7 protein-coding genes are annotated in these 13770 nt (G+C 42.1%); 4 read left to right on the top strand and 3 right to left on the bottom strand.

Annotation, left to right across the window (positions count from 1 at the left end; translation table 11 throughout):
- Positions 1 to 69 precede the first annotated feature (69 nt).
- A complete protein-coding gene (locus L3V33_RS08445) occupies positions 70 to 3513 on the top strand; it encodes a hypothetical protein (protein ID WP_237290237.1) in 3444 nt (1147 codons plus the stop codon).
- A gap of 89 nt (positions 3514 to 3602) precedes the next feature.
- Here the strand turns inward: L3V33_RS08445 and L3V33_RS08440 are convergent, their stop codons facing one another.
- Positions 3603 to 4598, bottom strand: a complete 996-nt coding sequence (locus tag L3V33_RS08440; protein ID WP_146455857.1) for a LacI family DNA-binding transcriptional regulator — start codon at positions 4596 to 4598, stop codon at positions 3603 to 3605.
- 548 nt (positions 4599 to 5146) lie between these two features.
- Here L3V33_RS08440 and L3V33_RS08435 point away from each other — a divergent pair.
- Together L3V33_RS08435 and L3V33_RS08430 are read left to right on the top strand one after the other, a co-directional pair.
- Positions 5147 to 6745, top strand: coding sequence for a glycoside hydrolase family 16 protein (locus tag L3V33_RS08435; RefSeq protein ID WP_237290236.1), 1599 nt, complete (start codon positions 5147 to 5149; stop codon positions 6743 to 6745).
- Positions 6746 to 7199: 454 nt separating this feature from the next.
- Positions 7200 to 8531 (top strand): carbohydrate porin, encoded by a 1332-nt coding sequence (locus L3V33_RS08430; protein WP_054547316.1) that lies wholly within the window; start codon positions 7200 to 7202, stop codon positions 8529 to 8531.
- 288 nt (positions 8532 to 8819) lie between these two features.
- On the opposite strand, the gene L3V33_RS08425 is transcribed toward L3V33_RS08430, so the two are convergent.
- Positions 8820 to 9698: a helix-turn-helix domain-containing protein gene (locus L3V33_RS08425; RefSeq protein ID WP_237290235.1), complete on the bottom strand. Its 879-nt coding sequence runs from the start codon at positions 9696 to 9698 to the stop codon at positions 8820 to 8822.
- A 142-nt stretch (positions 9699 to 9840) separates the two neighbouring features.
- Between L3V33_RS08425 and L3V33_RS08420 the strand changes: the two genes are divergently transcribed.
- On the top strand, positions 9841 to 12654 hold the full coding sequence (locus L3V33_RS08420; RefSeq protein WP_237290234.1) for a glycoside hydrolase family 3 protein: 2814 nt from the start codon (positions 9841 to 9843) through the stop codon (positions 12652 to 12654).
- Between the two features lie 89 nt (positions 12655 to 12743).
- Here L3V33_RS08420 and L3V33_RS08415 read toward each other — a convergent pair whose 3' ends face one another.
- Positions 12744 to 13649 carry a MalM family protein gene (locus L3V33_RS08415; protein WP_146455851.1) on the bottom strand — a complete coding sequence of 302 codons (906 nt, stop codon included), beginning with the start codon at positions 13647 to 13649 and terminating at the stop codon, positions 12744 to 12746.
- Positions 13650 to 13770: the final 121 nt, after the last annotated feature.

Raw genomic sequence — 13770 nt, 5'->3', positions numbered from 1 at the left:
TCCTTTTTTGAAACGCAAAAGAAAGCGCTTTCAAAAATTTAAGAGTAAGAATTTTTTTGGAATTTTGATATGAAAAAAGACAATAATTTCACATCTGAAGTCGATGGTAAGTTCGTTGATTTAGATGGTGAGCGTTACTACCAAATCTCTAATGTTGACCAAATGACGCCGTTTTTTATTAGCGTTGTATCGTCGAGCGATCACTGGTTATTTATTTCATCGACAGGCAGCCTTTCAGCAGGACGCATTCGTCCGGAAAATGCGCTTTTCCCTTATAAGTCTGTCGACCATATTCATGAAAACGCTGAAAATACCGGGTCGAAATCCATGTTTCGCATTGAACACGGTGACAAGGTTGTACTTTGGGAACCGTTCAACACGTTTCATGATGGGATTTTCCAGGTTGAACGTAACCTTTACAAAAATACGATTGGAGACAAGATCGTATTTGAAGAAACAAACCATACTTTGCAACTGAAATTCCAATACAGCTGGAATACGAGCGAGAAATACGGCTTTATTCGTCGTTCAAAGCTGACCAATTTAGCGAGCTTCGAGCGTAAAGTTGAAGCGCTAGATGGCTTACAAAATATACTACCTTCAGGCGCTCCACTATCAGCACTCCAAACAAGAAGCGCATTAGTTGATGCGTACAAGTGGAATGAGCAAGTTGATGGTAGTTCATTAGCACTATTCAGCATGTATGCCAAATTGAGCGATAGAGCGGACCCTGCTGAATCTTTGCTGGCGACGACAGTCTTTAGTTTAGAAACAGAAACTAGCCAAATTTTACTGACTAGCACTCAGGTGAATGCATTTAGAAAAGGGCGACCGATTGAAAGTGAGCCTTTGACTAAAGGGATTAGAGGAAGCTATTTAGTTCATAAGTCTCTGACACTGCGAGCACATCAAACCAAAGTTTGGTCGATTGTCGCTGATATAGACAAGACTCATTCCGATATCTGTCAGCTTCAATCTGAGCTCTCTGCTCCTGCTAACCTAGTATTAGCTTTAGAAAAGAGCATTGCAGATAATCAAAATGAATTGATCACATTGATGTCTGGCGCGGATGCGTGGCAAATAACAGCTGAAGAAAATACAAGCGTTCACCATTATGCCAATGTGTTGTTCAATAACATGCGTGGTGGCGTGTTTGAAAACGGCTATATGTTAGAAAAGGCTGACGTAGTTAAAACTATGGAAAAGGCCAACTCTCAGGTAGTTGGCCGCCATCAAGACTTTTTTGAACAGTTAGGGGAGGTTTTCAGCCATTCCGAATTAGTTTCGCGCGCTAAAGCGACAGGAGATTCTCAATTAGTTCGATTGAGCTACGAGTATCTACCGCTTACTTTTGGACGTCGTCATGGTGACCCTAGTCGCCCTTGGAACCACTATGAGATTAAGCTCAAAGATGAAAATGGCGAACGCTTACTTTCTTATCAAGGCAACTGGCGTGATATTTTCCAAAACTGGGAAGCGATGGCTCTTAGTTATCCTGGGTTCATCAAATCATTCATCTCTAAGTTTGTTAATGCTTCAACGGTGGACGGCTACAATCCGTATCGAATCACTAAAGATGGTGTAGATTGGGAGCTGTTAGAGGCGGATGATCCTTGGAGTAACATTGGTTACTGGGGCGATCATCAAATCATCTATCTATTAAAATTCCTTGAGCTGGCAGACAAATTTGAGCAAAGCGATCTTATCGAATTACTAGAAAGTGACATTTTTAGTTATGCCAATGTGCCTTATGAGCTTTGTGGAGTGCAAGGTCTCTTTGATAACCCTAAAGATACCGTAGAGTTCAACCAAGACCTGCAGGAACTGACAGAGCAACGTGTCAAGAGTTTAGGCAGTGACGGTCGCTTGTTGATGACGGGTGACCAAGAAGTTTATATGGTCAACTTAATGGAGAAGATACTCGTACCTTTGTTGGCGAAATTGAGTAACTTAGTGCTTGATGGTGGTATTTGGCTCAATACACAACGTCCAGAATGGAATGATGCAAACAACGCTATCGTTGGCAACGGTCTGTCAATGGTAACCTTGTACTACATGCGTCGCTATGTTGCCTTTATGCAGCGCCTGTTAGAGAAGTCACCATCTTCATACAGTATTTCCAAAGAAGTGTTTGAGTGGATGTCTTCTGTTACACAGATTGTTTCAGAGGCAAATACAGAGATTCGTCAAGATACGGTAACTCGTCAAACTCGCAAAGCAATGCTGACTAAGCTGGCTAAATCTGCTGCTAACTATCGTGAGCGTGTTTACCGAGTAAATGGATTTTCAGGGAAAACGAAAGTTGAGAAAGAAGCGATTGTTCAATTGATGGGCGCGAGCTTAAAAATCCTGGATTCTACGATTACAAACAACTTGCGTGAAGACGGTTTGTATAATGCGTATAACATCTTGAGTTGTTCTGGTGAGAGCTTAATGGTTGAAGAGCTTTACCCGATGCTAGAAGGACAGGTTGCAGTATTAAGTTCGGGTCTATTATCACCTAAACAAGCGGTTGAGTTGTTGGATAAATTGTTTGCCAGTGATATGTATCGTGCTGATCAAAATAGCTTCATGCTTTACCCTGACCGCGAGCTGGCTTCTTTTATGGACAAAAACTGTTTAGACGCTAAAGACATTGATCAGAGCAAATTGTTAAGCATGATGGTTGTTGCCAAAGATAACAGATTAGTAAACCAAGACAGCAAAGGTTCTTACCATTTCAATTCAAGTTTTGAAAACAAAGGTTTCCTTCAGACTGCGATTGATGAAATTAAAGCCGATTACCCGTCAATTAGTGATGATGAATTTTGTCATGTATCTAGTTTGTATGAGCGTGTATTCAACCATAAAGCTTTTACTGGGCGTTCGGGCACCATGTTTGGTTATGAGGGTTTAGGTTGTATCTATTGGCATATGGTTTCTAAGTTGCTGCTAGCTGTGCAAGAAAATTATCAGCATGCTTGGAGTATGGATTCTAATAGTAAGGAAACTCTGAAATTAGCGGATTACTATTACAAAGTGAGAGCTGGTATTGGCTTCAACAAAACGCCGGAAAACTACGGTGCGTTTCCGACGGATCCGTATTCTCATACGCCAAAGCACTCTGGAGCACAGCAGCCAGGGATGACAGGGCAAGTTAAGGAGGAAGTGATTACCCGTTTTGGAGAGCTAGGTCTAGAGGTCGTTGATGGCACAATTGTAATCAACCCATCACTTCTTAGTCCTAAAGAGTTCTTGCAAAAAGCGGCGACTTTTGACTGCCAAAATATTGAAGGACAAATGCAGAGCTTTATTGTTCAGGCTGGGCAACTGGCGTTTACTTACTGTCAGGTACCATTTATTTACCAACTCAATGATGAGCCAACACAGGGTATTGAAGTTCAGTTTAAAGACGGATCAAGTGAGGTATTTGCATCGTTAACGCTAAATCGTGAAATGGCTTCACAGCTCTTTTCTCGTAGTGGCCTCATTGAGAAAGTTGTTGTCGTATTGTCAAAGCACCAGTTACGCTAATTCTAGTTTAAAGTGAAATAAAAAGGCTCTAAGTGAATACTTAGAGCCTTTCTTATAATTGTAAAAATAGGGTGTTTAATTTACGAAAATCAAAGCTTGGCCACGGACTCTCTTACAATCAATGTCGGGGTTAATTTGTGCTTCAATGGGTAGTCGCGTTTATTAATTAACGATAAAACACCTTTTGCAGCTTCTTCTCCCATTTCATGGACAGGAAAGTCGACCGTCGATAAGCGAGGACGAATATGCTGGCTATGAGTATCGTTATCGAAGCCTACGACCGAAAGGTCTCGCCCAATAATGAGGTTTCGCTCTGCTGCTACGTCATATACCGCAAGTGCAATGTTATCGTTTTGACAGAAAATTGCGGTGATCTCCGGGTCTCGATCTAACAAGCGTCGTGCAGCGTCGTGGTTGCCTTGATGATCAAAGCGCCCCTCTACAAACAGCCCTGCATTGTATTCGATTCCGAACTCTAACAATGCATTTCGATACCCTTGAAAGCGATCTCTACTATCAACTTTACTCAACTGGCCTGTGATACAAGCGACTTTTTTATGCCCGTTTTCAAGTAAGAGCTTCGTTGCAAGGTAGCCACCAAGCTCATTATCAATGTAAATACAGCGATCAGAAATCTCAGGAATAAAACGGTTGAGAACAATCATTGTTTCACTGCCTTTCGCTATTTTGATCAGTTCGTCATCACTGAGCTTGTCTGAGTGAACAATGAGGCCATCCACAAGTTTAGATTGCAAAAACTGGATGGAGTCTAGCTCTTTGGTGCGTGATTCTTGGCCACTGGTAACGATCAAGTGGATATTGCTCTGGCGAACAGTATCTTCAGCCGTGTGCATTAATGGGCCATAGAAAGGGCCATCAAGTGAGCCGACTAACATGCCGATACTATTTGAACGGCTAGATGCTAGAGCTTGGGCAAATGCATTCGGTTTGTAACCTAACTGCTCAATCGCTTTGAATACTTTTTCGCGATTGGCCTCTTTTACCGTAGGGTGACCATTCAATGCTCTTGAGACGGTTGATTGAGAAACTTGAGCAAGTTCAGATACTTCTTTAATGGTGATCAATGGTAGTGGCCTTATCTCTATTAGGAGTTAACTAAGCTATATTACCTTTGTGGTTTGCACGAGCCTAGTAATCCAATGATTAATATTTGAAAACTCTGAACTGCTTAACGCTTAATTTAATTCTTAAGCATACAAAGTAAGATAACGGATATTTTCATAGACACCATAAAATATCAAGAAAGCGTTTTCTTTGGTGCTGTTATCAAAGAAAACGTACTTTTTGAGTATTGAACAGATATTTTTTAAAAAGACACCAGTAAATATAAGCCTCTTAGGAAATTAATTCATCGATCCGCAATGAAATTTAATTGGGGTTCTGCTCGAATTACAATCAATTTTAACAAAATGTGAAATCAAACAAGAAAGCGCTTTCTTTGGGTGATCTTGGTCTCTTTTTAACGCTAGGCACTTTTATATACTCATTTTCATAAAGGCGAGCATGGTATCTCCGTGTCATGTTCGTAAGTCACTCATTAATCGATTTTATCTTTATGGGGCACCCATATTACGTGTCGCCTGTTTGGAAGGTCGTGATACAAGGAGCTGTAATGCAACATCTCAACACTCAGGTAAAAATATTAGCGTCTTTGACTACCGCGGCATTGATGTCCGGTTGTACGACGGTAGAACTACCGGCTTCTGGCAGTGCCGACTTAGCTCAAACCGAAAAGCCGATTGTGCTATCCCATTTACCGGTTGTTTCAAGCTCTGATTGGCAATTGGTGTGGGAAGACCAGTTTAACGGTGAGCAAATAAATAAACGCAATTGGTCATTAGAAGCGAACTGCTGGGGAGGAGGGAACAATGAACAACAGTGCTATACGGATGATCCGAATAACGCGTTTGTTAAAGATGGCCTTTTACACATTGTCGCGCTGAAGAAAAGTCATACAGGGCCTGATAATGCTGAAGGCTCGCTTGGTGGAGCAACGAAGACTCTTCCTTATACCTCTGCGAGATTGAGCAGCAAAGACAAGCGTGACAATAAATATGGCCGTTATGAAATCAGAGCAAAGTTACCTGGTGGACAAGGTTCATGGCCCGCAATCTGGATGCTGCCAACCGATAATAAATATGGCTCATGGGCAGCTTCTGGCGAAATCGATATTATGGAAGCGGTTAACCTAAACACACTTTCAGATGCGGCGGGAGCGAAAAATGATGATCTAGAGAGCCGAGTCTATGGGACGTTACATTACGGACGAAATTGGCCAGACAATGTTTATAAAGGGCAGGCCGCGATATTGCCAAATGGTGTGAACCCTACTGATGGCTTCCATACATACGCGATTGAGTGGGAAGAAGGTGAAATTCGTTGGTATGTAGACAATATTCATTACGCGACTCAAACTCAAGAGGGTTGGTACAGCCAATATGAAGCGGAAGAAGGGAAACTCATTAATGCGAGTGGAGCAGCTCCGTTTGATGAAAAGTTTCATTTGTTATTGAACTTGGCTGTCGGTGGGGCGTGGTCAGCAAACGCAAATGATAAAGGAATCGACGAAGGTTTGTTTCCGAAAACAATGCTAGTTGATTCAGTAAAGGTTTACCGTTGTAAGGTTGATCGTTGGAAAGGAAAAGGGTGTGCAAGTCGTTCTGAACACGCAATACAAGTAATCGGGCACGAAGCTCCAGAGATCTTAGCAACCGATGATAGTTATGCCGATGGACCAACGTTGGAGATTTTTACCGAAACTCTTAACGCAAGCTTGGCTTATGCAAGTTATGACCCATTGGATATTGTTGACTATCAAGAACTGACCGAACCAAATCGTGGAACAGTACTACAAGTGAATAAGAGTCAAGGAGCAGGAAATATCTATTTTCGTTCTCCTGTAACGGATGTGACACATTGGCAAGAAACGGGTGAACTGGTCTTTGATTTGAAAGTTGAGAGTATGGCTGATGGGGTTGAACTACTGGTTAAGATGGACAGTGGCTGGCCGAAAACAAGTGACTATACCGTGCCGCTATCAGTAATGAATGAATGGAAGACGGTACGTATTCCAATAGCTGACATTTTAAAGAGAGACAACCGTTTTGCTGGTGGGAATCAAGCTGATCCTACAGTGATCACTAATCTTTTAGTGTTTGAGCCTCAAGGAGAAATGAGTTTTAAATTAGACAATATTCGATTTGAAAAGTAAGCCTTTTAACTAGTTACTTTTAATCAAAGCTTGAATAGAAAGGGAGCATACTATGTATGTTCCCTTTTTTTTGCGATGATTTTTGCGGGAGGAAATCGTTTATGTGCTCGAGGCAAATTCTGCGTGATTGAACGGATCGATACGTTCTTATTATGTGGTCAGTGATATTTTACTTAGTTCCATAATTGTTCAAACAAAATACTTAACATCTTGGGTTTTTGTGACTCACGCATAAGAAAGCGCTTTCTTTGTTGGGTTTGATCACGGTTTATATTCACAGGATCGATTTATACTCTTTCCATACCAACTGAGCGGTTAAAGCCAATAAGATTAAGAGTGCATAGTAAATGTGGGCTTAGATTTGATCTTCTTTAAATCTGTTCGATTGGTTTTTTTAAGAAAAATAAAGAAAGCGCTTTCTTTGTGAAAGTATAATTTAGAACATGGAGTTATTATGAAACTTTCTAAGCTTACCCTTGCTTGTTTAGTCGCTACAGCTGGCTTGTCTACTGCACCTGCTGTACATGCCGAAAAATCGGATGGATTTGAATTTCACGGTTATTTCCGTGCTGGTGTTCTATTCAGTGAAAATGATGATTTTAAACGTGCAAAGTTCCCTGCATCTAAAGAGCGTTTAGGTCGATTGGGTGTTGAGTCGGATAGTCACTTTGAAGTTGCACTGCAGAAAAATTTTGAGAATGACGGTGGTCAGAAAATTCGAATCAAAACACGAGCTGCAGCCAACAATGCGGAATATGCAACCAACCAGCTTGGTGCCAATGCCGATGCAACCAACAGCGAAATTGGTATGGCAGAAACTTTTGTCGAGTTTGAAGGTGTATCTGAAACCGGTGTTGTATGGGGGGGGAAGCGCTTTTATGGTAAAGATAATTACATCTTTATGACCGACTTTTTCTACACGGATATGTCGGGTACTGGTGTTGGTATTGAAGGTGTTGAGCTAGGTGGTAATAAGTGGGACTTTGCTTACATTGCCAGCGATGATTCTGGCGATACAAGTTTCTGGGGTGACAGCAACAATATCATGCATGCACTTCATGCTGGCGTGAACTTTGGCAGTGTTGAACTTCACGCTATGGCTAAGTATATGCCAGACAATATGGTCGATTTAGGTTTTGGTAATGGCCCAGAAGCATTCGCTGAGAATGGCTATGAAATGACGGCAATTGTTCACACTGAGTCTGTCTTTGGGTTGTCAGATAAAGGCTTTACAAAATACATCGCGCAGGCTGGTAAAGGCTTAGGTTCGGGTAACCTTTTAGGTGGTACTCTTACAACTTACAACACGTACAAGCCTGGTAGCGACTATCAAAGTTGGTTAACGACAGGCACGGGCTGTGGGACGTCTTGTTTGAAGGCTGTTGATGAAAACGATGTATCACTACGTGCTTTAGCATGGGGTGGGTACTTTTTTGACAATGGTGTGAATATTTTCCACTCTCTTCAAACCCAGTACAACGATTTTGACAATGGCGACACAGACGGCTGGGTATCAGCAATGGTGCGACCAACGTTCCCAATTTCAGAAAACTTCTTTATCGCTACCGAAGCTGGTTACATGTACAACTACGAAGACCGTAATGGTGAGTCAAAGAATTCTTATGATTACAAGCTAACAGTAGCACCGACTCTAGTTGTGCACTCTGGCTTCGGTCCATCTCCAGAAATTCGCTTTATGGCATCTTACCTTGATGGTGAAATGCAAGACGGCACGGGTAAAGAGGGCGACTTTGTTGTAGGTATTCAAGCTGACATGTGGTGGTAGAATTTTTTACCTTCGGGTCTTAAGTGATATCGAGCATACCGGGGGAGTGGTATGACGGCCTTGCCTTTAGGGCGGGTAAGGTTCTCGATATCCCTATTTATTGCAATAGTTGATCTCTTTCCTAGCAGCACAAAGAGTTTCATTTTTATTGCTATGAGTCTTCCATATTTGAATTTCTTTTCAAATGTGTTCTTGCCAAAGATACTCATTGACCGCTTCGAAAGAAGCGGTTTTTTTATGTGTGACATATCTAATCTTTTAATCTTTTAAGGTTTAAGGGGCAAAGGATTATGAGTTATGGGAAGAATGTTGCTTTCTAAATTCTCGAGGGCTGTATCCATTTTGGGTCTTAAAACACTTGGAGAAATAATTGCTGTCAGAAAAGCCGCAAGACTCAGCAATGTGTTGGATGCTTTTGTTGTCGTTTAACAATAAGGTTGCCGAGTGTCTAATTTGAAGGCCTTTGATGTATTGGTTCGGGGATGTATTTAAAAACTGCCTGAATAACCTTTCTAGTTGCCTTTTGCTGATATACGCCGCTTGTGCAATGGCTTCTGTATCTAATCCTACTTCTTTGTAATGACGGTCAATATGTGCGAGAGCACGGCTCAATGCTAGGGTTGTTTTTGGTAAGCTATGGGTCTGTTCTTGATATCGCCGAGCAAGTTCTATCGCAAGTTGCTGCATTGTGCTCGTCAATATGATTTCAAACCCCTGTTCTGCATTGTCGTATTCCGATTTGATTTGTTGTAGAAGTTCATTGATTCGTTTCAACTGAGAAACTGATAACGTAAGCTTTGCTTGATATTCCGACGCTTGTCGAGCAATCGGTTCTACCTTGAAAAGTGCTTGATAGCCCGGCATTTGACGCATTGAAGGAACCTCAAAAAAAGGCAATGCCGTATCAAACATCAAGTTTACAATCTTCAGTTTATTTACTTCACAAAATCCATGCTCAATATCCCCATTAATAACAAATACATCTCCTGTACTTAAAGGGTAAGTGTGGCTAGCTACCGTATGCTTCCCGCTACCACTCACAACTAAGAAAAGTTCAGAAAAGTCATGGCTATGTACGTCAAAGTCGAAATCGTGATGACCATCGACATAGGCAAATTTTATCTGGGGATATCTCTGATGACTTTGGAGTCTAAATTTGGTTTTCATGTCGCTATTTTACCCATAACTGTCGCTTATTTGGTAGTTACACGCCGTAGTTAAGATTACTATTTTTTGAACAAAGACAATATTAACTTTTAGAGCGAGAGGTCAAATTTTTGCTCTAAGTAAAAAAATGGTAGGACTCAAAATGAATACTGTGGAAATTCTCGAAGCACAGAAGCAGCTTGCACCAATAAGTCGACAAGCGGCTACTGAGGGCATTGTGCTACTAAAAAATAGTGATTCAATATTGCCATTGCAGACTAGTGATACGGTGTCTCTTTTTGGTCGATGTCAGATTGATACCTACCGAAGTGGCACTGGATCTGGTGGAGCGGTGAATGTGCCTTATTCCGTAAATGCATTACATGGCTTGCATGAAAATCCAAACATCAATCTTAATCTCAGTTTGGTGGAGGTATACCAACGTTGGGTCAAGGACAACCCGTTCAATGACGGCGGTGGTGGTTGGGCAGTAGAACCTTGGTTTCAAGATGAAATGCCTCTTTCAACTTCAGCTGTGATGGATGCTGCCGCCAAATCTAACAAAGCCATTATCTTTATCGGTCGAACGGCGGGTGAGGATCAAGACAATGCACAGCAGCAAGGCAGTTACAATTTAACCGCGCTCGAAATGCAAATGTTGGAGAAAGTGACGGGACATTTTGATGATGTCATTGTGATACTGAACGTGACCAACATTATTGATATGTCATGGGTAAGCTCACTCAAAGATGCAAGGTCGCTCAAGGCGATTTTGTATAGCTGGGCTGCAGGGATGGAAGGTGGGCATGCATTAGCTGATGTTTTATCAGGTGATGTTAGCCCGAGTGGACGTTTGACCGACACTATTGCGCACTCTTTATCTGATTACCCTTCCAGCGCTAGCTTCGGAAATAAAGAGCGTAATCTGTACCAAGAAGATATCTATGTTGGGTACCGATACTTTGAAACCTTTAACCCAAAATCCGTTCAATTTGAATTTGGTTTCGGGCTTTCCTACACCAAATTTTCAAATAAATTAAATGCATTAACGATTCTTGGATCCGGCTCTGAACAAGAGTTGGTCTTCGATATTGAAGTTAAAAACATAGGCGAGAAATACAGTGGTAAGGATGTTGTTCAACTGTATGTTGAATCGCCTCAAGGCCAGCTGGGGAAGCCATCTAGAGCACTTACAGGATTTGCAAAAACACCCACTTTGGATCCAAACGAAACAGCACGTGTGAAGGTTTCATTTCTTCTATCTTCGTTAGCGTCATTTGATGATAGTGGTAAGACGGGCCACCCTAATAGCTATGTACTTGAAGCAGGGGAATATCAGTTCTATTTGGGAGGCAGCGTTCGACAAGCAAGGCTGGTTGACGAAAGCATAAAAGTTGATGAACTAATAGTTGTTGAGCAACTAACGGAAGCTCTGGCACCCGTCACCGCTTTTAAAAGGCTCGTTCCAAAAGAGATAGGGCAAAATGGGGTTTACAGTTGCGACTATGAATCTGTGCCACTACGAAGTGTAGATTTGAGCAAACGTATCCTAACTGAACTCCCAACTTCGATTCCTTTTAGTGAAGATAAGGGAATCAAGTTGCTTGATGTGAAGCAGGGACAGGCGAATATTGAGGCGTTTGTATCGCAAATGACGGTACAACAGCTGGCGACAATTGTTCGTGGTGAAGGCATGTGCAGCCCCAAGGTAACCCCTGGCACGGCTGCGGCTTTTGGTGGTGTATCACCAAGCTTGTTTGATTTAGGTATCCCTATTGTTGCGGCTGCTGATGGCCCATCGGGTATCCGAATGGATAGTGGACACAAAGCATCACAAGTCCCGATTGGCACGCTATTGGGCTGCACATGGAATACAGAACTGAATGAACAACTGTTTTATTTAGTAGGGAAAGAGATGCAAGCCAATCATATTGATACATTGCTTGGGCCTGGGATTAACATTCATCGTCATCCTTTGAACGGGCGAAACTTCGAGTATTTTTCTGAGGATCCTCTTTTGACCGGAGCTATGGCGGCGTCTCAGGTTGCTGGGCTTAGATCTGCAGGCGTGTCCGGTACTATCAAACATTTGGTTGCGAACGACCAAGAAACTGGACGATTTGATGTTGATAGTGTGGTTTCTCAGCGAGCGCTCCGTGAGATTCATCTAAGGCCTTTTGAAATAGCGGTAAGGCAAGGGCGAGCTTCAAGCATTATGACCGCTTACAACCCCATCAATGGTCACTGGGCTGCATCTAATTACGACCTCAATACTACTATTCTTCGAAAGGAGTGGGGCTATAAAGGGATAGTGATGACGGATTGGTGGGCAAAAATGAATGACCCAATCAAAGGAGGTTCTGAAAGCCGAAGTTACACATCCTTTATGCTTCGCTCTCAAAATGATCTGTATATGGTCGTTGAGCACGATGGCGCTGAAAGTAACGCATCAAACGACGATACATTACAGGCGCTTGAAAATGGGATGTTGAGTTTGGGAGAGTTGCAACGAAGCGCGATAAATATCTGTCGTTTTATTATGGAATCCCCTGCGATGGGTCGCCCATTGGTCGCTTTTGATCCAGTTAAGGGCTTTGAGGCGACGAAAAACTCAGACAGTTATCAGGACAAGACTGATGGTGATTTTTGTCAGCTTACTACCGAGCAACGTGTAACAGTACTACCACTTAATACCCAAGAAAACCGGAGCATTGTCTTGTACGTTAAGCATGCAGGCGTGTTTCGATGTACGGGTATTGTTCATTACGATAGCGGTACCTTGGCTCAATCTGCGTGTAGTTTGAGTCTCAATAACGTGTATGCGATGTCTCTATCAGTGAATGGTACTAATGGCGAGACAGTTTCAGTTGAGGGGCTTCCTGTTAAGCTGGATAAAGGCTTTTATTCGTTGGATATTGAATTCATCAAATTAGGCTTAGAATTAGAGCAATTAGAATTCTCGTTTATGCCTGAATAGGGCTGAGGGATAACAGTCGTTTATTTAACTCTCGTTTGCTCAAAAAAGAGGTAAAGTGAGAGAAAATAAACGACTACTTTGAGGCTGAGTTATTGTGCTTTTTGATATTGCTTCATCGCGTCAACAAAGGAGTTTCGCATCCCTTCGATTCCTAATCGCTCAGATTCTTCAACGTAAGTCAGTGCTGCACTAAAATCTCCAGATGAAACCGAGTTTTCTATAAGAGTTTGATAAACCTCTTTCTTATTCAGTGTATTTCCCGTTAATAAATCTGATTGGGCTACGGTTGATTCTGGAATAATTTGTTGAACTCGCTTTTGACGGTTCTGTTCTTCAACAACGGTGGTTACCGCTGTGAATTTAAAATCAAAGGAGACTTTCCCGATTGCAGAGTGGGGGATGGCGTAGTCCGTGTTATGGGCGATGTTTGCCTGGATATCGCCAGAACGTATCGCCATATCACTTGGTTTTTCGACAGGAGTTGTTTCCGCGAGTGCTTCGCTGGTTGTGAATACGACCAAGTAAGCAGGAGCCTCGCCGTTTAAGTAACGTTCTTGCAGTTCTATTTGTGCGCCATATCGAGCACCATCAAGCAGGCTAAGTGGCTGGTACTTAATGCTTTCATTGCCAATGACATCTAGCGGCTGGTAATTTTTGTCTAAGACCAAAAGTGACGGAACAAATGCAGAATAATTAGCATTTGAAGTCAATGAAAAACGAATAGCATCTAGTGTTGTAGGAAGCTTTAGCCCTCCAGCAAAGGACCGGCCAGATTTGAACTCGATTTTAGGGCTTGCTGTGGTGATCGAAACAGATGTCTCTTCTGGGTTCGTAATGCTTTGATATTGAATGGTATTCAGGTTTTCGCAGCAGTTTTCGTTATTTTGTAGTGACTCTAGCCCCGGAGAAGTTTTGTGGTAGCTAACCGGTGACTCTGTCACTGTTGAACAGGCGCTGAGTGCGAATACCGCTGGTAGTATTGCTAAATATTTCATAATTTCTCACAGTTAAAAAAGCATATCTGATTCAGAGTGCCTAATTGATAATAGAGATACACTACAAGAAAGCGCTTTCTTTTTGAGTGACGAAAGCCAAATTTAAAGAAATAGTCGCTAA

It is taken from the genome of Vibrio sp. A2-1 (assembly GCF_021728355.1).
Taxonomy (GTDB): Bacteria; Pseudomonadota; Gammaproteobacteria; order Enterobacterales; family Vibrionaceae; genus Vibrio; species Vibrio splendidus_K.
The sequence above is the reverse complement of the archived record's forward strand: the minus strand, read 5'-3'. Positions and strand labels throughout refer to the sequence as shown.